This is a genomic window from Ruegeria sp. AF8, from assembly GCF_056541825.1.
Window position 1 is genome coordinate 1 of sequence record NZ_JBQFYW010000011.1, and the last position, 21,524, is coordinate 21,524.

The following is a 21,524-nucleotide window of genomic DNA, read 5'->3' on the forward strand; positions in this document are numbered from 1 at the left end:
CGGCCCCGACGGCAACGGCGAGGTCGAAGCCAAGGTCCGCGCCGAAGTCGCAGAACTCTGCGCCCGATTCCCCCTATATCCTAACCTCTGACCGACCGGATCGTTCAGGACAGGAAACGGCGCCCGAGCGGCGCCGTTTTTTTTGACCGAAGCTCTCCCGCCCCTTTCGTGCGTATCCGGGATACGCTGAAAGCGTTGGGCCGGGCGCCGCGCCGAATGGCGCGGCGCGGTCGCTCAGATATCGTCCTTGGGATCATTCAGCGCCTCTTCCAGCAGCTTTTCGTTGCGGGCTTCCTCGATCCGGTTCAGCCGGTCCTCGGCAGAGCGGGTGTCGAACCGGTATTTGACCACATTGATCAGGCTGAGCGTCAGCAACAGAATGCCCATGCCCCAATATCCCTTGGTTGCAAGCGGAACATCCGTGGACAGGTACAGGGAGATCGCCAGCAAGCCATAGGCCAGCGCCACACCGGCCCCGTTCAGCATCATGATGAGAGAGTTTTCACTGCGGTTATTCATCTTTAGTCTCCAATTCTTTTTTGGTTAACTCTTATTGCCCTGGGCATCTGGTCCAGCGCCCGCCTTCGAATGCTGCTCCAGACGTCGCAACACACTCGCCGCGGTTGAGCGAGTCCCCGGACCATAGCCCGCCTCCTCCATCCGCGCGGCCAGCGCCGAATGGTCGAGATCCCCGTCTATGTCGCGCAATATCTCGGCCTGCTCGAACGGGTCGTCCTGCTGCATCACCCGGTTGATCAGCGCCTCGGCCTCTTCGATCGGGCTGTCCCCGCCCAGATGCCGGTTCAGCCGCTTTTGCAGGCCCTGCTCGCGCCGGATCGCCCGTGCCGATACCGCGCCTTGTTTGAGGTCGATGATGCGACGGTTTGCGGTTTCAACCGTTTGCCGCAGTTGCAGGATACGCGTGTCCAGACGTGCCAGCGTCTGTTGCCGCAGAGTCGTCTCATTTTCCAGATCGGCGATGGCCTGCGCCGCCGTTTGCGCCATGTCTTCGCGCCCATCCGCCAGCGCCAGAGCGGCGCGATCAGTCAGGTCGCGAATGCGGGCCTGCAAGCTGTCAGCCTGGCGCTGCTCGCTGCGCCGTCGCTGGATCATGCTGGCCAGCGTCAGTTTCGCCGCTTTCAGGTTCTGCTCCGCCTCGCGGATTTTCTGGTCGATCAGTTCGATGGAATAAGTGTCGCGCAAACGATCCTCGGCACGGGCGTTTGCACCAATGAACAAGGTCTTCAACGTGCTGAACATGGGCTCCTCCAATTATGAACGGCGTTCACAAATCGGAGATAGCAACTCCTTGAACGACGTTCAAACTTTTTATGAACACCGTTCAGGAAACTATCTGTTTCCAATACGGAAAAGAATGCGGGCAATCATGCGCTCAATCTGTTCAGGCGGGACACCGGATATCCTGTTTTCCAGACCCAGCGCCACGATCCCATGCACAGATGAGAACAGGGCGCGGGTCATCAGTTGCAATTCCTCTTCCGTGTCATCGGGAAACAGCTGTGATACCGGCTCGGCAATGAACGCAAACAGGTCGTACAACGCCTGCCGATACCACTCGGGCACAGCGCCATCATCAACCATCCTCAGGTCGAACAGCGCGCGCCAGAGATTGGTGTTGGCCTCGGCAAATCTCAGATAGGCGGTGCTCATGTCGATCAGGCGCCGGACCGGTTCCTCGCCGCCATCAAACGACCTGGCAACGGCTTGCCCGAGACGCTGAAATGTCCGCCCGTTCACCGCCATGATGATCGCATTGAGATCGTCAAAAGCGTTGTAAATCGCGCCCAGCGCACAGCCCGCATCCCTGGCGAGATCTCGCGCGCGCAACTCGGCCACCCCGTCGCGGGCAATCCGAACCTCTGCCGCCTCGACAAGCTTTTCGCGCAATTCAGCCCTGCGGGCCTGGGATTTCGTCGCCATGGCGCCCCGAATTTTGAACCGCGTTCACAGTATGCCACCCAATCCGGAACGAAAAGATCAGATCGCGCCCCGCCACCACAGAAACGCGGCAATCAGCGCGGCCAGCAATAGCAGGTTGAACGCAAGCGCGCCCAGAATGCCCAGAAACCGGCCCCATCTGCGATCGGCCAGGTCGATGGCCTGCAAATGCGCCTGCACTTCCTGCGCCGCCGACGCCAGTGCCGGCGTGTCCAGCGTCAGACGCAGCTTGGGATGGCCCGCCATCGGCTCGGCTCGCGCCAGCACCATCGCCTGACCATAGATCCGGCGCGGCAGGCGGTGTCTGGCGCGCCGGAGCGATGCGGACAGCGTTTTACCCCGCACGCCCAGCTTGGCCTGCAGCAAACCGATGGTTTCGGCGATCTGGTCCTGTATCTGCCTGCCGTGACTCACGCTCGCATCCTTCTAACGGTTCAACTTATCCGCGGGGTCCACCGGTCTCAATGGGGCTGGTCGTTTCGCACCGGCACGGCTATCACCGTGGCATGTTGAACACGATCATTCACGGCACGCCCACTGCCCTGCCCCCGCTGCTGATTGCGCATGGCCTTTACGGCTCGGCCCGGAACTGGGGAGTCATCGCCAAACGCCTGTCCGATGAGCGGCAGGTCATTGCGGTGGACATGCGAAACCATGCCCACAGCCAATGGACAGATGTGCATGACTATCCGTCCATGGCCAGTGATCTGGCCGAAGTCATCGAACGCGTCGGCGGACCGGCGGATGTGATCGGCCATTCGATGGGCGGCAAGGCGGCCATGACGCTGACGCTGCAGCACAGCGTACTGGTGCGCAAGCTGGTCGTCGCCGACATTGCCCCGGTGACCTATGGCCACAGTCAGATGCCCTTTATCGAGGCGATGCGGGCGGTCGACATGTCCACGGTCGAACGGCGTTCGGATGTCGAGGTACAGCTTGCCGCCCTTGGGGTCGAAAAGGCGTTGCAAAGCTTTTTCACCCAATCGCTGGACCTGAACGAAAGGCGGTGGCGACTGAACCTCGACGGGCTGGCCAACGCGATGCCCGAAATCATGGGCTTTCCCGACATCGACGCGACCTGGGATGGCCCCACCCTGTTTCTGTCGGGCGCCGCCTCGGACTATGTCAAGCCTGAGCATCGCGATCTGATCCGCGCGCTGTTCCCGCGCGCGCGCTTTGCCAAAATCCCCGGTGCGGGACATTGGCTGCATGCGGAAAAACCCCGCGAATTCGAGGCCGCCGCCCGCACCTTTCTGAACGCGTGATCCCGGCTCAGCCCTGGTAAAGCCGCCGCGCCACCAGCCACGACACCGGCGCGGCCGCGACAAATCCCAGCGCCGCCGCCGACAGGATGGCCGTCAGCGACACCAATCCCGCAGTCAGGACGGCGATCACCGCCGATCCCGCCAGAGCCGTGGAAATCAATGAATACAGAATAGTTGCAAGCCGCATCATGACCGGGTCGTCCTTTCCTGTCCGTCCAGCCATATGATGCAACTTTTTGAATGTGGCTCGCTTTGACCTGAATCAGGCCGCTCACATTCCCAGGTCGACCGGCTCGATCACATCGCCGCCACCCTGCTGCCAATCGCTCAGGCCGCCAAGATTATAGACCTGGGAATATCCCATCTCCCGGAGCAGCTTGCCGGCCAGCGCGGCTCTCCCCCCCGAGGCGCAATGCAGCACAATCACCCGGTCCTTTTGCAATTCGGGGTCATGAAACTGTGTTTCAGGATCAGCACGGAATTCGAGCATGCCGCGCGGAATATGATGCGACCCGACCGCGCGCCCGGTCCGTTCCAGTTCCGGTGCGTCACGGATATCCAGCAGCAATGCGCCCTGATCCATCATCTGTTTTGCCTGCGCGGCGTCGATCCGCTCGATAACCGCATTCGCAGCCTGCAACATTTCCTTGACCGTCAATGCCATCCGTTTGCTCCCTGAGTGGTTGGCGGAGGTTAATATGCGAGTTTTCGAAGATGTAGACCCAAGTTGCAATTCGAAAACTCATTTTTTCGTCAATGCCGGTTGGCGGATTTCGAATTTGGCGGAACCGATCATGTATTTGGCCGAAAATCAAAAGAAACCCCGCCGAGACCTTTCCATCTGCTTTGTGTCCACTCACGGACAGGCCGGGGCGAGGTGGAAACGCCGATGACCCCCGGCCACCGTTTCCGTCCGTCCGGCTCATGCGTCATCCGAGAAAGACGCCCGCTCGCGGAACGCGCTTGGCGATTCCCCCGTCCACCGTCGGAATGCGGTGGAAAACGCGGCCTGATCCGAATAGCCCAGCGCAAAGGAAACCTCGGACAAATGCATTCCGGTCTTGATGAAGGTTTGCGCCAAATCGCATCTCAGGTCTTCGACGATTGCGCGATAGCTCGCGCCCTCCTCCCGCAGCCGGCGGGTAAAGGTGCGCGGGCTCATCCCGAGGCTGGCCGCAGCCTCTTCGGCCGGGATAACCCGCCCCGGCAGCGAGGCGGTGATCAATCCCTCGACCCTGGCCCTGAGCGGCTGTTTCGGCGCACACCGCTCGGCCAACAGCCGATTGCCATACTCGACCAGATGATCGCGCAGCGTGAAATCATAGGTCGGAATAGGCAGGTCGAGGCTGGAATGCGACAGCAGGATCTCCATCCTTTCCGCGCCAAAGATCACGGGAAACCCTGCGACCTTCCGAAAGGCCGGCGCGGCCTGCCCCACCTGATGCTGAAACCGCACCTCGATCGGGAAAAATCCGGTCTGGGTCACGGCCCGTATCCGCGCAACCGCCGCAAACATCAAAAATTCGGTCCGCCGGTGATACCTGGCATAACCCGCATTCTTCCAGTCCGCCTCGAACGAGGCGACATTGCCCGAAATCCGCAAACTGAAAGCAATCGCCGGATCAATGATGTCGTGAAAACGGGACGAATATTCGATGGCTTCCCGCAAGTTGCGGGAGTATTTGCTGATATACGCATTCAGAGTGGAAGAATGCATGAAGGTCAGCCCGGCCCTGGCCCCGAAAGTGATTTCCTTCTGCATGTCGCACGCCGCCCTGACGAACCCGGCCTCGTTCCGGACATCGCAAAACTCGGCCGGAGGGTCGATATCGGCCGCCGTCAGCCCGCTTTGCGCCATGATACCGGCAATATCCTCCGGCGAGGCTCCGGATTTTTGCAGGCAATCAATCAAATGCCGGATGCGGGCGACATGCACTTCCATAGCTCAGACCCAATACAAAAAAACCAGTGTCCCCAGCATATTGCCACCCGTCGGTTTCGACAAAGATGCAATCGCTCCGGGCGCCAATTTACTCGGGCAACCCTGCCTCGCGCAGGTCCTCCGTCATCATCGCCATGTAGTCCGGCGCAAGCCCGCTCCAGCACCGATGAAAACGGCGCAAAGTGAAGTCCGGCCGTTCCACCAACAACTCCTGAACGGTGCTCCTTGCCTCTTCCGACTTGCCATTTCGCATCAGCACTGAACTCAAAACCACCAAGCCCATCGGACCGACAAGCTGACCATGAGCGACCGGCCTCGCCAGATCCTCCGCCTCTGCCGTGCGCCCCGAGACATATAGACAGGCCGCTTTGAAACACTTCTTCACATCAAGGAAAGGCCCCTTCGGACTGAGCCGGATGGACGTATCGATGATCGGCAAGGCGGTCTCGGCGTGGCCGCTCCAGAAATGCGAATTCGCCAGACAAATATACGCGGCAGTCGAACTGGGGTTCAGCGCAACCGCAAGCTCCGCCTGAACGGTGGCCCTCTGGCAATTGCCCTGCAAGGTCAGCACCCGGCTCAGCGCGGCCTTGCCCATGCTGTTCCTGTCGTCCAGCGACACCGCAAGGCTGGCCTGGCGACGGGCCCGCTCCAGCACCTCTTCCGGCGCGTCGGTCTCGCAAAACATGATTCGCCGCACGTCCAGAAAAGACAACAGGGCGTGCGCTTCGGCAAATTGCGGCGTGGTTTCGATCAGCGTTTCCAAAAGGTTCCGCGCCGTCTGGCTGTGATCGTCCGAGAATTTGAAGAAATGCCACATGGCCCGCTGAAAACCGTGCCACGCCCCCAAAAAACCGTCTGCGGTACCGGCCCGCTCGCGTTCAACGATCTTCAGCCGTGAATCGACATTCATCGCGATCGCCTGAGCAATTTCCTCCTGCAAATCGAAGATGTCCTGAATATCTCTGTCGAATCGCTCTGCCCACAGGTGATGACTTGTACTGGCGTCGATCAACTGAACGGAAATCCGCACCCGCGACTCTGCCCGCCGAACGCTGCCTTCGACAAGGTAATCAACACCCAGTTCACGCCCGATCCGTTTCACATCGACGGGTTGCCCTTTGTAGGCAAAGGACGATCCCCGCGAAATCACCATCAGCCAATCAACATAGGACAGGCAGGTCAGCAATTCCTGACTGAACCCGTCCGAGAAGTATTCCTGGTCGGAGTCACCGCTCAGATTCTCAAAGGCCAGCACGGCGACTGTCGGCCTGTCCTCAGGCGAAACACGGGTGGGGTCCGAAGCGGTGAGCCGCACGTTGCCGCTGCTTCTGCCCGACACCCTTTCGGCCGCTTCAACGCCCTCCGCCTCGGAAATCACGAACAAAGGCCCGTGTTTTGCCCAATCCACCCCGGAAAAAATCAGAATATCCTTGAGGTTGGCCGCCGCATACAAAAACGCCATCCTGCGAGCCTTGTCCGAAATCGGTTTGTTGACAAAGTTCAGGCCCACCGCGACCCGTGCCAGCATGTATTGCATTTCCATATAGGAAAGCCTGCTTGACTGATTGCGGTCCACCCACTCCATGACATTCCGGCGGAGCGTCGCAATCAGCTGAACAAGGCCCAGATCGTCCCCCTTCAGCTTCACTTCGGACCCGGCATGGTCAAATGCGCCGAGGTGCCCCATCAGCGCGCTCCAGTTTTCCGTATCCGCCTTGTCGCGCGCCAGCAGAAGGTGACTGAGTTCGAAATAGGCGTGATCGTAAAACAGGAACTGCTTGTCCTGATAAAGCGCCAGATCAATCAGATAATAGGTCAGGCCCGTGCGCCCCGATCTGCTGACCAGCACGTTATACCCATGCAGATCACCATGTATGTTGCCGATGACGGCGCGCAGCTTCTGATCGGCCAACCCGTTTGATGCGCCCGCCACCAGATGCAGCGGGTTCGGATACCAGCGGCCATCGAAGACCAGGCTTTGATCGTCCCCGGAAAGCCCGCATTCATTCTGAACGAACTCGAAAATCCGCCCCTGCTCGGGGTCGAGCCGATAGTCGAGCCATCCTCTCAGGATATCGCCGACCGACACCAGCCCAGCCGTCAGTTGGCAATCGCGGTTCCAGTCTTCCAGCAATCCGGTCGACAGCAGTTTCACCGCCTCGACCTGTTCGTCATGCGAGCATTCCGCCCAGGGTTTGGCGTATTCCAGCCCCCGGCCGGCAATCGACGACAAGATCGCAATCCTGTCATCAACCGTGCTCGCCTTCAGAAGTTCCGGCAGGTGCACTCCCGCAAATTCGGGCGCCGCGTGGAATGCTATGTCATGGCGTTCGGCCTCCGACAGTTCATTCCACGCAGGATCGGGTGCACGATCGAATTTCAGAATCGCCTGCCCGCTGAAATCGGCACAATCAACGTCAGCCGCGTATACATAGGCCCCGGATTTCCCGCTCAGCTTATGGTGCAGGTATATGTCGTCGCTGATCCCCCATTGCTCTTGCAGCACGTGGCGGAAATCCTGATACCCCTCTGGCCAGGGCAACCCGACATGATCGGCCCCGGATGTATCACTCTTTGCTGGCATTCCCGCGTTCTGCACCTCCGCCTCCCCCCAAGCCGGTCGCGAATAGTTCAGCCGTGCGGCAAGTTTAGCAGGCAAAGACCGCATCGCACAGCCTGCATTGCCGCGCGCGCCTAATTGGGATCGAAGATGTAACGTGGTGCGGGCGGTGGGACTCGAACCCACACGGCACTAAGGCCTTCGGATTTTAAGTCCGATATGTCTACCATTCCATCACGCCCGCAACGCCGGATGGTGACACAAGCTCTACTCAGTCATGAAAAAATGCTCAACTTGATATCGCGCCGGGCATCGAGTTTTTTTTCGCCACCTCAAATATCCTGCCCCTTCGGCGCCAGCGGTCCGCCGGGGGCGGCCAGACCGCGCTCGGGCAGCCAGGGGTTCAGCGCCAGTGCCTCGGCCATGGCGTCGCGCGCCTCGTCCAACCGTTGCAACCCCATCAGCGTCAGCGCCCGCCCGCTGATTGCCGCAATATGGCGGGGTGACAATTCAATGGCGCGGTCCAGATCGACAAGCGCTGCCGGGAAATCCTGCCGCAGGAAATTGACAAAGGCGCGCTGGTTGTACCCTTCAGCATATTCCGGACAATATTCGATCAGCCGGTCGAAATCCTCGCGCGCGCCCAGCAGATCCCAGGCCCGGCGCTTTGACATGCCACGGTCCAGAATCGCCTGGGACTGCTCGTTCGGCGCATCCGCCCAGTAATCCCACATCCGGTTGGAAATGTTCCGTGCCTCGGCCTCGTCCTGCGCCTGTTGTATCTCGGAGATCAGCCGATCCAGCCCCTCGGAATGATCGGGCGCGGCGGGGCAGGTATCGGCCAGCGCGGCGCTGGCGGCAAGGACGGGCGCAACAAGCAGGGGAATGAGATGTTTCATCCCCCAATGCTGGCGCAAGCGAGACACGGGTCAACTCACGTTTTCGAGCGAGCCGAGCAAACCCGCCTCTTTCACCGCCTCCATCGCAACGAAAGTCGACGTGCTGGCCACATGCGGCAGCGACGAGATCTTCTCGGCCATCACCGCGCGATACTCCGACATCGAACGCGTGCGCACCTTGAGCAGATAGTCGAAATTGCTTGCGATCATATGGGCCTGCTCGACCTCCGCGATCCTGCGCACCGCCGCGTTGAACGCGGCCAGGGCCTTTTCGCGGGTGTCGGTCAGGCGCACCTCGACGAATGCCACATGATCCAGCCCCAGTCGGATCGGATCGATCAGCGCCCGATAGCCGGTGATGATGCCCTCTGCTTCCAGTTTCTTCAGCCGCGCCTGTGTGGGGGATTTCGACAGGCCGATCCGCCGCGCCAGATCGGCGACCGGCAACCGCCCGTCCTCGGCCAGCGCCTTGAGAATGGCACGGTCGAAGCGATCCAGATCGGGAAAGTCGTTTTGCATTGCTGTGGGTCGAAAATTCAGGACATTTGCCCAAAGTTATGACAATTTCCGGCGATTGTCCCGCATTTTCCGCAATATACTGCTCAAAAAGCCCGGAGAGACCATGAAACACGACCTGCGCATGCTGATCGACAGCCAGACCTACGCCGACCAGTCCGACATTCTGGCCGCCCTGACCAAACAGGCAGCCCTTAGCTCCGCCGAACGGGCCGCAATCTGCGGGTCCGCCGCACAGCTTGTCCGCGACATCCGTTCCAGCACCACGCCGGGGCTGATGGAGGTGTTTCTGGCCGAATACGGCCTTTCCACCGACGAAGGCGTGGCGCTGATGTGCCTGGCCGAGGCGCTGCTGCGGGTGCCCGACGCGGACACCATCGATGCGCTGATCGAGGACAAGATCGCACCGTCGGACTGGGGCAGGCATCTGGGCCATTCCTCTTCCTCACTGGTCAATGCCTCGACCTGGGCGCTGATGCTGACCGGCAAGGTGCTCGACGAACGCAAGGCCTCGCCCGTCGGCGCCCTGCGCGGCGCGATCAAGCGTTTGGGCGAGCCGGTGATCCGAACCGCCGTGGGCCGCGCGATGAAGGAAATGGGCCGCCAGTTCGTGCTGGGCGAAACCATCCGTTCGGCCATGGACCGCGCCAAGGGCATGGAGGACAAGGGCTACACCTATTCCTACGACATGCTGGGCGAGGCCGCCCGCACCGAGGCCGACGCCGCCCGCTATCATCTGGCCTATTCACGCGCCATCACCGCTATCGCCGAAGCCTGCATCCACAAGGACATTCGCGAAAATCCCGGCATCTCGGTCAAGCTCTCGGCCCTGCACCCGCGCTATGAGGTGGCGCAGGAACAGCGCGTGATGAATGAGCTTGTTCCCCGCCTGCGCGCACTGGCGCTGCTGGCGAAGGCGGCCGGAATGGGCCTGAACGTGGACGCCGAAGAGGCCGACCGACTGTCGCTGTCGCTGCAGGTGATCGAAGAGGTCATGGCCGAACCGGCATTGGCAGGCTGGGACGGGTTCGGCATCGTGGTGCAGGCCTATGGCCCGCGCGCCGGGCTGGTGCTGGACACGCTGTACGAGATGGCGGAACGCCACGACCGCAAGCTGATGGTGCGGCTGGTCAAGGGCGCCTATTGGGATACCGAGATCAAGCGCGCGCAGGTCGAAGGCGTCGATGGCTTCCCGGTTTTCACGCATAAGGCGGCCACCGATATTTCCTATATCGCCAATGCCCGCAAACTGCTGCGCATGACCGACCGCATCTACCCGCAATTCGCCACCCACAACGCCCATACGGTCAGCGCCATCCTGCACATGGCGCAGGACGGGCAGCCGTTCGAGTTCCAGCGCCTGCACGGCATGGGCGAAACCCTGCACGCTCTGGTCAAGGACCAGCAGAACGCCCGCTGCCGCATCTATGCTCCGGTCGGCGCCCATCGGGACCTGCTGGCCTATCTGGTGCGCCGCCTGCTTGAAAACGGCGCCAACAGCTCATTCGTGAACCAGATCGTAGACGAAAACGTCCCCCCCGAAGAGGTCGCCGCCGATCCTTTCGAAATCGCACAACGGCCCGCCCGGAAGCTGCCGACCGGTCCCGAACTCTTCGCGCCCGAACGGGTGAACTCCAGGGGCTTCGACTTGCACCACATGCCGACTCTGGCCCGGATCGAAGCCGCGCGCGCGCCATGGCTGTCGCACAGCTGGACCGCCGGACCTTTGCTGGCCAAAGATGCCGCGCCCGACGCCGCCAGGGATGTTACCAACCCCAACGACGGCGGCACCATCGGCTCGGTCGCCATGTGCAGCCCCGAAGATGTCGAACTGGCGCTGGCCTCGGCCAGCCCGTGGCAGGCCACGCCTGCCGAACGCGGCGCGGTTCTGAACCGGGCCGCGGACCTCTACGAAGAAAACTTCGGTGAAATCTTCGCCATCCTCGCCCGCGAGGCCGGCAAATCTATCCCTGACGCCGTGGCCGAACTGCGCGAAGCGGTGGATTTCCTGCGCTACTACGGCGCCAACGCGCCCGAGGCCGAATCCGCCGGGGTGTTCACCTGCATCAGCCCGTGGAACTTCCCGCTGGCCATCTTCACCGGTCAGGTCGCGGCGGCGCTTGCCGCCGGTAACGCCGTTCTGGCCAAACCCGCCGACCAGACCCCGCTCATCGCCCACCGCGCCGTGCAACTGCTGCACGAGGCGGGCGTGCCCCGCGCCAGCCTGCAACTGACCCCCGGCCGCGGCAGTATCGTCGGCGCGGCAATCACCTCGGACCCGCGCGTGAACGGCGTGGCCTTCACCGGTTCCACCGCCACCGCGCTGCGCATCCGCAAGGCAATGGCCGAAAACCTGCGTCCCGGCACGCCCCTGATTGCCGAAACCGGCGGCCTGAACGCGATGATCGTCGACAGCACCGCCCTGCCCGAACAGGCCGTTCAGGCGGTGATCGAAAGCGCCTTCCAGTCGGCCGGCCAGCGCTGCTCGGCCCTGCGCTGCCTCTACCTGCAGGAGGACATCGCCGAGGGCGTGCTGACCATGCTGCAGGGCGCGATGGACGCCCTCAGGGTCGGCAACCCGTGGCATCTGTCCACCGATTGCGGCCCGGTGATCGACGAAGGCGCGCGCGCCGATATCGCCTCCCACATTGCCAAGGCCCGCGCCGAAGGCCGGGTGCTGAAAGAACTGAACACCCCGCCCGAGGGCACCTTCATCGCCCCAACGATGATCGAAATTCCCGGCATCGGCGCGCTGGAGGAGGAAATATTTGGCCCCGTCCTGCACGTGGCCCGCTTCAAGTCGCACGAGATCGACAAGGTCATCGCCGATATCAACGCCACCGGCTATGGTCTGACCTTCGGCCTGCAAACCCGCATCGACGACCGGGTCCAGCACGTGACCGAGGCGGTGCATGCGGGCAACGTCTATGTCAACCGCAACCAGATCGGCGCCATCGTCGGCAGCCAGCCCTTCGGCGGCGAGGGCCTGTCGGGCACCGGCCCCAAGGCGGGCGGCCCGAACTATCTGGCCCGCTTCTGCGCCCCCGATCGCCAGAGCACCGGCACCGCCTGGAGCACCACCATGGCGGACCTGCCCGTACCGACCGGCACACCCGCCGCAATCAGGACGCGCACCCTGCCCGGCCCCACCGGCGAATCGAACCGCCTCAGCGAGTTCCCGCGCGAGCCGCTTTTGTGTCTCGGTCCCGATGCCGACACGGTACGCATGCAGGCAGAGGCTGTTTTTGCCCACGGCGGCACCGCGATCTGCGCCACAGGGGCGCTCGATCCGCACAAGCTGGAGAACCTGCCGGGCATCTCGGGCGTGCTGTGGTGGGGGGACGAGGACACCGGGCGCGAAATCGAACGCCATCTGGCCCGGCGCACCGGCCCGATCCTGCCGCTGATCCCCGGCAAACCCGACCGCGCCAGGGTGATCGGTGAACGCCATGTCTGCGTCGATACCACGGCGGCGGGCGGCAACGCGGCCCTGTTGGGCGGTGCGGCATAACCTGCCTTGACGCCGGGCCGCGAAAGGCCCAGCGTCGCGCCATGATACCGATACGCGACCACAACCCGTCAGGGCGTACACCTTATGTCGTCTACGCCCTGATGGCAGCCAATATCCTGATTTTCCTGAGCTATGTCGGGATCATGAGCGACGACCGGCTGCTCGCCCGCTTTTTCTTCGACTATGCTGTCATTCCGGCGCGGATCGCCGATGGCTACGGTCTGCAGACACTGGTCACCTCGATGTTCCTGCATGCCGGATGGATGCATCTGGCAGGCAACATGCTGTTTCTGTGGATCTTCGGCGACAACCTCGAAGACGAGATGGGCCATGTCCCGTTTCTGATCTTCTACCTGGCCTGCGGCATCGCGGCGGGGCTGGCGCATGTGATCTCGGCTCCGGGCTCGCCGGTGCCCACTGTCGGTGCCTCGGGCGCCATCGCGGGCGTCATGGGCGGCTACCTGCTGATGTTTCCCCGCGCGCGCGTCGATATCCTGCTGCTTCTCATCGTATATGTCCGCATCATTTCCATCCCCGCCTTCATCATGCTGGGCGTCTGGCTGGGGATGCAGTTCATCGGCAGCCTCGCTTCCGACCCCGAACAGGGCGGCGTCGCCTACTGGGCGCATTCGGGCGGCTTCGTGATCGGGCTGCTGTTCAGCGTCCCCCTTTGGCTGCGGCGCGGCGGGCGGCGCTTCTGGGGGCGCACGCAAGGCCACCCGCCGCATCCCGAGCACAGGTATAAGCTCTCGCAGTCCCGCATTCCGAAAGTGCCGCGCCGATGACCCGCCTGAAAGCCACCTGCCATTGCGGTGCTGTAGAAATCGAGGCCGATTTTCCGCAGGGCCTCGCCTCGGCCGCCCGCTGCGACTGTTCGCTCTGCATCCGCCGGGGCGCCGCTGCCGTCACCGCCACGACCGCGTCCCTGACCATCCTGAAAGGCGCGGAGAACCTGACGCTTTATAGCTGGGGTACCCACACGGCAATGCACCACTTCTGCAAGACCTGCGGCATCTACGCCTATCACCAGCGCCGCTCGGACCCCGCCGAATGCGGTGTCAATCTGGGATGCATCGAAGGCGCCAACCCCCGCACCCACGGCGAAATCCCGTGGAATGACGGCGTCAACCACCCGTCGGACCGCTAAGGCACGCCCCGCCACTTCGTCTATGCTAAAATACGCCTGCCGGAGGCACCGATGCGCAGCATCGGTTTTTGCCGGATCAGCTCCGGATTACCTTGGCAAACCCGTCAAAGATCGGCTCGTTGGCGCAGACCACCTCGCCATCCGACAGGATCGAGCCTTCGGGATTGAGCGGCTCGCACAATCCGCCGGCCTCTTTCACGATGATGACGCCCGCCGCCAGGTCCCAAGCGTTCAGGCGGCGTTCCCAGAACCCCTCGTAGCGGCCCGCCGCCACATAAGCCATGTCCAGCGCCGCCGAACCCCAGCGCCGAACCCCGGCGCAGACCGGCATCAGCCGGGCCAGATCCTGCAACGTCGCGGGCAGGTCCGATCGGCCGCCAAAGGGCAGGCCGGTGGCGAAGATCGATTCGATCATCCGGTGCCGGCCCGACACGCGGATGCGCATGTCGTTCATCCAGGCGCCCTCGCCCTTTTCGGCAAAGAACATCTCGTCCTTGGCGGCGTCATTGATCACGCCGGCGACGATCTTGCCCTTGTGCTCCAGCGCGATGGAAATCGCCCAGTGCGGCAGCCCGTGCAGAAAGTTGGTGGTGCCGTCCAGCGGATCGACGATCCAGCGCCGGGTCGGGTCCTCGCCGTCAATCGCGCCGCCCTCTTCGGCCAGCCAGCCATAGGTCGGACGCGCGCCCAGCAATTCCTCTTTCAGGATGTTTTCCGCAGCGATGTCCGCCTTGGATACGAAATCGCCGGCACCCTTCATCGACACCTGCAGATTCTCGACCTCACGAAAATCCTTGACCAGAGAACGCCCCGCCTTGCGCGCGGCCTTGATCATGATGTTGAGATTTGCACTGCCAACCATTTTCCAAAGGCTCCTGTCCGGTCAAGCCGCGCGTATACTGATGCAACGCGGGCTTGCCAAGGGGCATGATGCGCAAAGCCGCCCCCCGGTTTTCGCCCTATTGCGCCTGCAGCTTGCGCGCCTCGGTGCGGGCCAGCCCGACCAGTTCCTGCACATAGGGTTTTTCAAGGTCCTCGCTGCGCACCGCCGCATAGAGCCTGCGGGTGATCCCCTCATTGGTCAGGGGCCGCGTCACATAGTCCGAATTGTACTTGACCTCGCGCACCACCCAGTCCGGCAACACCGAAATCCCCCGGTTCGACGCCACCAGCAGCAGGATCACCGCCGTCAGTTCCACCTGCCGGATCGCCGCCGGTTCCACCCGTGCCGGGATCAGCAACTGGCTGAACACATCCAACCGTGTGCGTTCCACCGGATAGGTGATCAGCGTCTGGCCGCGGAAATCCTCGGCCTCGATGAATTCCTTCTGCGCCAGCGGATGCGACGAGGCCGCCACGAACACCGCGTTATAGTCGAACAGTTCCACGAACTCGACACCCGGCAGATCCTCGGGGTCCGAGGACACCACCAGATCGACCTCTTCCTTCTGCAGCGCCGGCAGAGCGTCGAAGGCCAGGCCGGGGCGGATATCGACATCCACATCCGGCCAGGACTTGCGGAACGCCTCCAGCACCGGGAACAGCCACTCGAAACAGGCGTGGCACTCGATGGCGATATGCATCCGCCCTGCGCGTCCGTCGCGCAGCGAAGAAAACTCGGCCTGCATCGCCTCGACCTGCGGCAGAATCTGTTCGGCCAGCCTGAGCAGCCGCAGCCCGGCCGCCGACAGCTTCATCGGCTTCGACCGGCGCAGGAACAGCTCGACCCCGGCCTGATCCTCCAACCCCTTGATCTGATGGCTCAATGCCGACTGGGTGATGTTCAGCTGATCCGCCGCGCGGGCCAGCCCGCCGCATTCGTGGATGGCCTTGATGGTGCGAAGATGACGGAATTCGATATGCATGACCAAGGATGACTCATATTGTTCTTGAATAATATGAGTTTGTCTCACAATGCAGGCCATGCGACAAGTGATCAATGCCTAAGCGATGAGAAAGCCCATGACCGCGCCTGAAATTTCCTTTGAGTTCTTTCCGCCCAAAACCCTCGAAGCCTCCTTCCGGCTCTGGGATACAGTGCACACGCTCGCCCCGCTTGATCCGCGTTTCGTTTCGGTGACCTACGGCGCCTGCGGCACCACCCGCGAACTGACCCGCGAGGCCGTGGCGACGCTGCACAAGACTTCCGGCCTGAACGTTGCCGCGCATCTGACCTGCGTGCGCGCGACCAAAGAGGAAACTCTGGCCATCGCCGACAGCTTTGCCGAGGTGGGCGTGACCGACATCGTCGCCCTGCGCGGCGACCCGCCCGCGGGCGAAGGCCGGTTCGAACCCCATCCCGGCGGTTTCGCTCATTCAGTCGAGCTGATCGAGGCACTGGCCGATACCGGCAAATTCACCATCCGCGTCGGCGCCTATCCCGACAAGCACCCAGAGGCCGGCAGCTATGCCGCCAACGTGGACTGGCTCAAGGCCAAGCTGGATGCGGGCGCGGACGAGGCGCTGACCCAGTTCTTCTTCGAGGCCGAAACCTTTTTCCGCTTCCGTGACGCCTGCGCCAAGGCGGGCATCGACAAACAGATCACGCCGGGCATCCTGCCGATCGAGAACTGGAAGGGCGCGCGCAACTTCGCCCGCCGCTGCGGCACCAATATACCGGCCTGGGTCGAGGATGCCTTCGAAAAGGCAATGCGCGACGACCGCGAAGATCTGCTGGCCACTGTGCTGTGCACCGAACTTTGCACCGATCTGATCGAGGGCGGCGTCGACAAGCTGCATTTCTATACGCTCAACCGCCCCGAACTGACCCGCGATGTCTGTCACGCGCTTGGCGTCGCACCGAAGGTTGAACTGCAGAACGTGGCGTAAATCTTGCCCCGGCAACTCTGACTGCTAGCGTTCCTCCACACACATCCGGAGGAACGCGCCCATGTATTACGCCAGCGATTTCAGCGAGCTTCTGAGACCGGCAGACATGGCCTCCATGTCAGGGCTGGAATTTCTGCAGGGCATTCTGGACGGCAAACTGCCCGCCCCGCCCATAGCCAGAACGCTGGGATACGAACTTCATGCCGTCGAAGAGGGCCGCGTGATCTTTCGCGGCACCCCCACGCTGGAAATGTGCAACCCGCTCGGCTCGGTGCATGGCGGCTGGTATGGCACGTTGCTGGACAGCGCCATGGCCTGCGCTGTCCAGTCCTGCGTGCCGCGTGGTGCGGCTTATACGACGCTGGAATACAAGATCAATATCCTGCGCGGCGTCCCGCTTGGGACCGAAGTTGATTGCATCGGCGAGACCGACCATGTCGGCCGCTCCACCGGGGTTGCACATGGAGAAATCCGCGGCGTCGAAGACGGACGGCTCTACGCCACCGGCACCACCACCTGCATCGTCCTGAGCCTGCCGCGCGGCTAAGCCGGCCCTACTGCGCCGGGTGCGACCGGGCCTCGGGCACCTGCACCCAGTTCGGTAGCTCTTCGGATGGGACGCTTTCATGCATCCGCTCCGACCGGTCCACCCCGACCGTGCGATGGCTGCGCAGCAGGAAAATCTTGCCCCAGCCGCGCCAGGTACCGGCCGAGGGCGCAGCCGGATCGGCCGGAAACCGCTCACTCCAGTTCTCGGGCAACGGCAACCCGTGCTGTTCCGCCCGCTCCAGCATCCAGATCAGCGGAATATTGGCCAACGGGCGGGCCTCTTCGTATCCTCCAAGCTGGCCGCCGATATCCCCATGCGTACCGCGGAACCAGACCTGTTCGACATGCCCTTCGAAATCCGCCGACGTATCCCACAGCACCGGCATGAAAACCTCGCGAGTTTCGTCCAGCGCCAGCGCGTGATAGCCGTGGCGCACGCCCGTCCCCAGCTGATGGTTGTGAAAGGCATGCCGATCCTCAGCCCAGCGCCACAGCAGCGGCAGGCGCATGCCCAGCGCCTTGACCGTGTCCCAGACCCCGATCATCTCGATGGCCACGTCTTCGTGACAGAACCGGTGCCGGAATTCGGCGGCATGGGTGCCAAGGGCGTTGCATTCATAGTGTCGGTAAGCAAGCTTGATATTGCGCTCGGTCGCGTGTTCCGCCCTGAGCAGCCCGATCGACCCGATGACGCCCGCAAGGCTGCGCACCCCATAGGCGCCGCGCGAATATCCGATCAGGAAAATCTTGTCACCGGGCTTGTAGCGCGAGGCGAGATAGCCATAGGCGCGCCGGATCTGCCGGTTGATGCCCCGCCCCATCAGCACGTCGGGCGTGGTCTTCCAGCTTTTCCACTGCACCCCCGACTCATAGAACACCGACACCCGCGCGCCCATCTCGCAGCACAGCCGATAGGTCTGACCGGCATGGGTTTCCTGCCCCGGTTCCAGCGTCGACATGGTGCCGTCCAGAATGATCACATGCGACAGAGGTTCGCGGTGCCGCGACTCCTTGGAATGCTCGGACTGCAGCGGCCGTCCAAGCCATCCCAGAATTTTCCTACTCAGCCGCGACAGAACCATGTGTCAGCAGTTCCCATACCTTGTGCGGAGTGAACGGCATGTCGGCCTGTTTCACCCCGCAGTCCCAGAGCGCATCCTGAACCGCGTTCGCCACTGCGGCCAGCGCACCCACCGTTCCGGCCTCGCCACAGCCTTTCATCCCCATCGGGTTGGCCGTCGACGGCACCGGAGCCGAGGTAAACTGAATCATGGGGACGTCGATGGCTCGTGGCAAGGCATAGTCCATGAACGTTGCCGTGAGCAGTTGCCCATCCGCATCATGCACCACATGCTCGCTCAGGGCCTGCCCGATCCCCTGCGCCACTCCGCCATGCACCTGCCCCTCGGCCAGCATCGGATTGATCAGATTGCCGAAATCATCAACGATCACATAGCGGTCGACGGTCACGGCGCCGGTGTAGGAATCGATCACGATCTCGGCAACATGCGCCCCGTTGGGATAGCTGCGCCCCGGCAGTTTGGCCCGCGCCGCGTGCTGCAGCAGGTCGTCGCGCCCATCCTCTCGTGCCATCCCGGCGGCTTCCAACAGCGTCGGCGTCAGATTCGACCCCGGCGCACGGAAGGTTTCGTGATCAAAGCTCACCTCGTCCTCCTTCACCCCCATCTTATCGGCCAGATAGGGCATGAATGCGGCGACCATCTGATCGACCGTGGCAAGTGTTGCATGGCTTTGTGTCGTCACCGAGCGTGACCCGCCGGTACCGCCGCCCTGCTCGATCAGGTCGCTGTCACCCTGCACCACCGTGATCCGATCCGCCGGAATGCCGGTCTGATCCGACAGGAACTGCGCATAGACCGTCTCGTGCCCCTGCCCGTTCGATTGCGTGCCGACATAAAGGCTCACCGTTCCGTCGCCGTTGAATTCAACCTTCGCGCCTTCCGAAGGGTCCCCCAGTATGCTTTCGATATAGTAACAAATCCCCTGCCCTCGCAGCAGGCCACGCTCCCGGTCCACCGCCCGGCGCGCACTGAACCCCACGACCTGCTCCTGCGCCCGGCCCAGCACCATGCCAAAGTCGCCCACATCATAGGTCTCGCCCATGGCGGTCCTGTAGGGAAAGGCCTCAGGCCGGATGAAGTTCCTGCGCCGCAGCTCCCACGGATCGACGCCCAGTTCGCGCGCTGCCCGGTCCATGACGCGTTCCAGCACATAGATCGCCTCGGGCCGCCCCGCACCGCGATAGGCGTCCACCTGCGTGGTGTTGGTATAATAACCCTCGACCCGCAGCCATGCCGTCTGCACATCGTAGACGCCCATCATCACGCGGCTGAACAGGTTGGTCTGGATCGCCTGCGCGAAATGGCTGTTATAGGCACCCAGATTGCAGCGCGTATGCACCCGGTACGCGGTAATCCTGTAATCCGCGTCAAAGGCCAGTTCCGCCAATGAGGTCAGATCGCGCCCGTGATTGTCGCTCAGCATCGCCTCGGTCCGGTCCGAGATCCAGAACACCGGCCGCCCGGCCAGCCGGGCCGCCGTCGCCACCACGAAATACTCCGGATAAGGCATCGCCTTCATCCCGAACCCGCCACCGACATCGGGGATGGTGACATGCACCGCCTCGCTCTCAAGCCCCAGCTTTTCGGCCAGTTGCGTCTTCATCCCCCAGACACCCTGCCCGCCAAAGGCAAAGTGCAGCCGCCCGTCCCGCCATTCGGCATGACAGCCGCGCGGCTCCAGCGAATTCACGATCACCCGGTTGTCGTGAACGCTCAGCGAAACCCTGTGCGCCGCCTCCCGGAACGCGGCCTCGGTGGCGGCCTCATCCCCCGTGCCCCAGTCGAACGCCCGGTTGTCGGGCGCCTCCGCGTGGATGACCTCGCCCCCCGGCGCCACATCCATTTTCGCAGGCAGATCCTCGGTCTCCATCCAGATCGCCTCGACCGCATCGCGCGCCTGTTCGGGGGTTTCGGCGATCACGACGGCCACCGGCTCGCCCACGAAACGCACCCGCCCGGACGCCAGCATGTGCCGCTCGGGCGCAGCACCCTTGGCACCGTCCCGATTGGGCACGACGGTGGCGCTCATGACAGTGTTCACACCCGCCGCTTTCAAATCCGGCAGGGCCATCACCAGACGGACCCCCTCCATCTCCCGCGCCGCATCCAGATCAAGCGATGTGATGACCGCATGGGCAACCGGGCTTCGAAAAAAGGCCGCAAACAGCGCGTGTTCGGGAACCGCGTCCTCCATATATGCGCCATCCCCGGTCAGAAAGCGGATGTCTTCGACCCGCCTGACCGGCTGGCTCTTGCCGAATTTTTCCATAACGCACCCCATACGAACAATTCAAACCGCGAGCCTAGCCCGCAATCCCCCGGTGTCCAGTGCGCAGGCGGGTTTGCGCCCCTCAGGCGGCAGCGCGGGACAGAAAATCCAGCAACCATGCGCGAAACGCTTTTGACGGCGCGCGCAGCAGGGCGCGGTCCTCATAGACCAGATGGTACCCTTCCCGGCCCGGCACCTCGATCTCGGGCAGACACCGGGTCAGGCCCGATCTCTGCACGATCTTGTTGCTTGCCGGGGCACGGGCCAGCGCGATCCCCACGCCTTCGGCGGCCAGCGACGCCGCCATGATGGTGTCGTCGACAAAGATGAACTGCCCCGCCGGGGGCGACAGGCGCAGCGCCTCGAACAATTGCGGCCAACCCGCCCGGTGCGCCGAGACGTCGATCAGCGGATACCGCAGCAGGTCCTCGGGCCGGCCAACCGCATCGGCAATCCCGGGAAGCGCAACCGGATAGATCAGTTCGGACAGCAGAAAATCGCTCTCATTGCCGAATTGTGCCGGGTTGCCAAAGACAATCCGCAGATCGGCGAATTGATTGGTAAAATCGACCGCGCCGCCGCCGGTGCTTAACACCAGGTTGACCGCCGGATGGGCGCGCATGAAATCTTCCAGTGCGGGGGCCAGAATGCCTTGCGCGAACAGCAGCACCGATTGCACGTACAGCCGGGTCTCGCGGCTGTCGCCGAACAGCCCGGACGTGGCGGTTTCCAGCATCAGCAGCGATTGCTGCACGCTGGGCAGATAGGCGCGCCCCGCCTCGGTCAGTGTCACCGAATGGGCATGGCGCAGGAACAGCGGCGTGCCCAGTTGCGTCTCCAGCGCCTTGACCTGCTGACTGACCGCCGCCGCCGACATGTTCAGTTGCGCCGCCGCGCGGGCAAAGCTTTCGGTGCGCGCGGCGGCTTCGAATACACGCAGCCAGTTGAGCGAGGGGACACGGGTGGTCATGAAATCAGGCTAAGCAAAACTTA

General features: G+C 62.8%; 21 protein-coding genes and 1 tRNA gene. 6 read left to right on the forward strand and 16 right to left on the reverse strand.

Annotated features, from left to right (window positions below; genetic code table 11):
• Positions 1 to 234: 234 nt before the first annotated feature.
• The 4 genes from ACR0AO_RS16470 to ACR0AO_RS16485 form a co-directional block, all read right to left on the reverse strand.
• Positions 235 to 519, reverse strand: coding sequence for a YiaA/YiaB family inner membrane protein (locus tag ACR0AO_RS16470; protein WP_480605646.1), 285 nt, complete (start codon positions 517 to 519; stop codon positions 235 to 237).
• Between the two features lie 24 nt (positions 520 to 543).
• Complete coding sequence (locus tag ACR0AO_RS16475) at positions 544 to 1,260, reverse strand: PspA/IM30 family protein (RefSeq protein ID WP_480605649.1); 717 nt, start codon at positions 1,258 to 1,260, stop codon at positions 544 to 546.
• A gap of 90 nt (positions 1,261 to 1,350) precedes the next feature.
• The gene (locus tag ACR0AO_RS16480; RefSeq protein WP_480605652.1) at positions 1,351 to 1,941 is read right to left on the reverse strand and encodes a TetR/AcrR family transcriptional regulator; all 591 of its coding nucleotides are present in this window, start codon (positions 1,939 to 1,941) and stop codon (positions 1,351 to 1,353) included.
• A gap of 57 nt (positions 1,942 to 1,998) precedes the next feature.
• Positions 1,999 to 2,373, reverse strand: coding sequence for a hypothetical protein (locus tag ACR0AO_RS16485; protein WP_480605655.1), 375 nt, complete (start codon positions 2,371 to 2,373; stop codon positions 1,999 to 2,001).
• A gap of 50 nt (positions 2,374 to 2,423) precedes the next feature.
• Here ACR0AO_RS16485 and ACR0AO_RS16490 point away from each other — a divergent pair, with 50 nt between their 5' ends.
• Complete coding sequence (locus tag ACR0AO_RS16490; protein WP_480605657.1) at positions 2,424 to 3,224, forward strand: alpha/beta fold hydrolase; 801 nt, start codon at positions 2,424 to 2,426, stop codon at positions 3,222 to 3,224.
• 7 nt (positions 3,225 to 3,231) lie between these two features.
• Here the strand turns inward: ACR0AO_RS16490 and ACR0AO_RS16495 are convergent, their stop codons facing one another.
• The 7 genes from ACR0AO_RS16495 to ACR0AO_RS16525 form a co-directional block, all read right to left on the reverse strand.
• Positions 3,232 to 3,414 (reverse strand): hypothetical protein, encoded by a 183-nt coding sequence (locus ACR0AO_RS16495; protein ID WP_480606015.1) that lies wholly within the window; start codon positions 3,412 to 3,414, stop codon positions 3,232 to 3,234.
• A gap of 81 nt (positions 3,415 to 3,495) precedes the next feature.
• On the reverse strand, positions 3,496 to 3,888 hold the full coding sequence (locus tag ACR0AO_RS16500; protein WP_480605660.1) for a rhodanese-like domain-containing protein: 393 nt from the start codon (positions 3,886 to 3,888) through the stop codon (positions 3,496 to 3,498).
• Between the two features lie 258 nt (positions 3,889 to 4,146).
• The gene (locus tag ACR0AO_RS16505; protein ID WP_480605662.1) at positions 4,147 to 5,166 is read right to left on the reverse strand and encodes a helix-turn-helix domain-containing protein; all 1,020 of its coding nucleotides are present in this window, start codon (positions 5,164 to 5,166) and stop codon (positions 4,147 to 4,149) included.
• 88 nt (positions 5,167 to 5,254) lie between these two features.
• On the reverse strand, positions 5,255 to 7,753 hold the full coding sequence (locus tag ACR0AO_RS16510) for a hypothetical protein (protein WP_480605665.1): 2,499 nt from the start codon (positions 7,751 to 7,753) through the stop codon (positions 5,255 to 5,257).
• A gap of 134 nt (positions 7,754 to 7,887) precedes the next feature.
• Positions 7,888 to 7,973: transfer RNA gene (locus tag ACR0AO_RS16515), tRNA-Leu, on the reverse strand.
• Between the two features lie 88 nt (positions 7,974 to 8,061).
• Positions 8,062 to 8,628: a tetratricopeptide repeat protein gene (locus ACR0AO_RS16520; RefSeq protein WP_480605668.1), complete on the reverse strand. Its 567-nt coding sequence runs from the start codon at positions 8,626 to 8,628 to the stop codon at positions 8,062 to 8,064.
• Between the two features lie 30 nt (positions 8,629 to 8,658).
• Positions 8,659 to 9,147: an Lrp/AsnC family transcriptional regulator gene (locus tag ACR0AO_RS16525; RefSeq protein WP_480605672.1), complete on the reverse strand. Its 489-nt coding sequence runs from the start codon at positions 9,145 to 9,147 to the stop codon at positions 8,659 to 8,661.
• A 103-nt stretch (positions 9,148 to 9,250) separates the two neighbouring features.
• Here ACR0AO_RS16525 and putA point away from each other — a divergent pair, with 103 nt between their 5' ends.
• From putA to ACR0AO_RS16540, 3 genes are read left to right on the forward strand one after another with little or no spacing between them, the layout of a single operon-like run.
• Positions 9,251 to 12,655: a bifunctional proline dehydrogenase/L-glutamate gamma-semialdehyde dehydrogenase PutA gene (putA, locus tag ACR0AO_RS16530; protein ID WP_480605677.1), complete on the forward strand. Its 3,405-nt coding sequence runs from the start codon at positions 9,251 to 9,253 to the stop codon at positions 12,653 to 12,655.
• 41 nt (positions 12,656 to 12,696) lie between these two features.
• Positions 12,697 to 13,440: a rhomboid family intramembrane serine protease gene (locus ACR0AO_RS16535; protein WP_480605682.1), complete on the forward strand. Its 744-nt coding sequence runs from the start codon at positions 12,697 to 12,699 to the stop codon at positions 13,438 to 13,440.
• Complete coding sequence (locus ACR0AO_RS16540; RefSeq protein ID WP_480605685.1) at positions 13,437 to 13,802, forward strand: GFA family protein; 366 nt, start codon at positions 13,437 to 13,439, stop codon at positions 13,800 to 13,802. Before ACR0AO_RS16535 ends, ACR0AO_RS16540 begins: the two co-directional genes overlap by 4 nt.
• A gap of 76 nt (positions 13,803 to 13,878) precedes the next feature.
• On the opposite strand, the gene ACR0AO_RS16545 is transcribed toward ACR0AO_RS16540, so the two are convergent.
• Together ACR0AO_RS16545 and ACR0AO_RS16550 are read right to left on the reverse strand one after the other, a co-directional pair.
• Positions 13,879 to 14,664: an inositol monophosphatase family protein gene (locus ACR0AO_RS16545; protein ID WP_480605689.1), complete on the reverse strand. Its 786-nt coding sequence runs from the start codon at positions 14,662 to 14,664 to the stop codon at positions 13,879 to 13,881.
• Positions 14,665 to 14,761: 97 nt separating this feature from the next.
• Entirely contained in the window at positions 14,762 to 15,667 is a 906-nt protein-coding gene (locus tag ACR0AO_RS16550) for a LysR family transcriptional regulator (RefSeq protein WP_480605692.1), read from the reverse strand.
• A 97-nt stretch (positions 15,668 to 15,764) separates the two neighbouring features.
• On the opposite strand from ACR0AO_RS16550, the gene metF reads away from it, so the two are divergent.
• Together metF and ACR0AO_RS16560 are read left to right on the forward strand one after the other, a co-directional pair.
• Positions 15,765 to 16,631, forward strand: coding sequence for a methylenetetrahydrofolate reductase [NAD(P)H] (metF, locus tag ACR0AO_RS16555; RefSeq protein WP_480605695.1), 867 nt, complete (start codon positions 15,765 to 15,767; stop codon positions 16,629 to 16,631).
• 61 nt (positions 16,632 to 16,692) lie between these two features.
• Positions 16,693 to 17,178 carry a PaaI family thioesterase gene (locus tag ACR0AO_RS16560; RefSeq protein WP_480605698.1) on the forward strand — a complete coding sequence of 162 codons (486 nt, stop codon included), beginning with the start codon at positions 16,693 to 16,695 and terminating at the stop codon, positions 17,176 to 17,178.
• Between the two features lie 7 nt (positions 17,179 to 17,185).
• Here ACR0AO_RS16560 and ACR0AO_RS16565 read toward each other — a convergent pair whose 3' ends face one another.
• From ACR0AO_RS16565 to ACR0AO_RS16575, 3 genes are all read right to left on the reverse strand, one after another.
• On the reverse strand, positions 17,186 to 18,262 hold the full coding sequence (locus tag ACR0AO_RS16565; protein ID WP_480605701.1) for a DUF2235 domain-containing protein: 1,077 nt from the start codon (positions 18,260 to 18,262) through the stop codon (positions 17,186 to 17,188).
• Positions 18,240 to 20,531, reverse strand: coding sequence for a xanthine dehydrogenase family protein molybdopterin-binding subunit (locus tag ACR0AO_RS16570; RefSeq protein ID WP_480605703.1), 2,292 nt, complete (start codon positions 20,529 to 20,531; stop codon positions 18,240 to 18,242). The genes ACR0AO_RS16565 and ACR0AO_RS16570 overlap by 23 nt, the downstream gene beginning before the upstream one ends.
• 82 nt (positions 20,532 to 20,613) lie before the next feature.
• Positions 20,614 to 21,501, reverse strand: a complete 888-nt coding sequence (locus ACR0AO_RS16575) for a LysR family transcriptional regulator (protein WP_480605706.1) — start codon at positions 21,499 to 21,501, stop codon at positions 20,614 to 20,616.
• Between the last annotated feature and the right edge of the window lie 23 nt (positions 21,502 to 21,524).

Coding starts and splice junctions, on each gene's coding strand:
- putA (WP_480605677.1), top strand. CDS start 9,251: ATGAAACACGACCTGCGCATGCTGATCGACAGCCAGACCTACGCCGAC.
- ACR0AO_RS16575 (WP_480605706.1), bottom strand. CDS start 21,501: ATGACCACCCGTGTCCCCTCGCTCAACTGGCTGCGTGTATTCGAAGCC.
- ACR0AO_RS16475 (WP_480605649.1), bottom strand. CDS start 1,260: ATGTTCAGCACGTTGAAGACCTTGTTCATTGGTGCAAACGCCCGTGCC.
- ACR0AO_RS16550 (WP_480605692.1), bottom strand. CDS start 15,667: ATGCATATCGAATTCCGTCATCTTCGCACCATCAAGGCCATCCACGAA.
- metF (WP_480605695.1), top strand. CDS start 15,765: ATGACCGCGCCTGAAATTTCCTTTGAGTTCTTTCCGCCCAAAACCCTC.
- ACR0AO_RS16545 (WP_480605689.1), bottom strand. CDS start 14,664: ATGGTTGGCAGTGCAAATCTCAACATCATGATCAAGGCCGCGCGCAAG.
- ACR0AO_RS16540 (WP_480605685.1), top strand. CDS start 13,437: ATGACCCGCCTGAAAGCCACCTGCCATTGCGGTGCTGTAGAAATCGAG.
- ACR0AO_RS16510 (WP_480605665.1), bottom strand. CDS start 7,753: ATGCCAGCAAAGAGTGATACATCCGGGGCCGATCATGTCGGGTTGCCC.
- ACR0AO_RS16500 (WP_480605660.1), bottom strand. CDS start 3,888: ATGGCATTGACGGTCAAGGAAATGTTGCAGGCTGCGAATGCGGTTATC.
- ACR0AO_RS16520 (WP_480605668.1), bottom strand. CDS start 8,628: ATGAAACATCTCATTCCCCTGCTTGTTGCGCCCGTCCTTGCCGCCAGC.
- ACR0AO_RS16565 (WP_480605701.1), bottom strand. CDS start 18,262: ATGGTTCTGTCGCGGCTGAGTAGGAAAATTCTGGGATGGCTTGGACGG.
- ACR0AO_RS16490 (WP_480605657.1), top strand. CDS start 2,424: ATGGGGCTGGTCGTTTCGCACCGGCACGGCTATCACCGTGGCATGTTG.
- ACR0AO_RS16560 (WP_480605698.1), top strand. CDS start 16,693: ATGTATTACGCCAGCGATTTCAGCGAGCTTCTGAGACCGGCAGACATG.
- ACR0AO_RS16525 (WP_480605672.1), bottom strand. CDS start 9,147: ATGCAAAACGACTTTCCCGATCTGGATCGCTTCGACCGTGCCATTCTC.
- ACR0AO_RS16505 (WP_480605662.1), bottom strand. CDS start 5,166: ATGGAAGTGCATGTCGCCCGCATCCGGCATTTGATTGATTGCCTGCAA.
- ACR0AO_RS16570 (WP_480605703.1), bottom strand. CDS start 20,531: ATGGAAAAATTCGGCAAGAGCCAGCCGGTCAGGCGGGTCGAAGACATC.
- ACR0AO_RS16535 (WP_480605682.1), top strand. CDS start 12,697: ATGATACCGATACGCGACCACAACCCGTCAGGGCGTACACCTTATGTC.
- ACR0AO_RS16495 (WP_480606015.1), bottom strand. CDS start 3,414: ATGATGCGGCTTGCAACTATTCTGTATTCATTGATTTCCACGGCTCTG.
- ACR0AO_RS16470 (WP_480605646.1), bottom strand. CDS start 519: ATGAATAACCGCAGTGAAAACTCTCTCATCATGATGCTGAACGGGGCC.
- ACR0AO_RS16480 (WP_480605652.1), bottom strand. CDS start 1,941: ATGGCGACGAAATCCCAGGCCCGCAGGGCTGAATTGCGCGAAAAGCTT.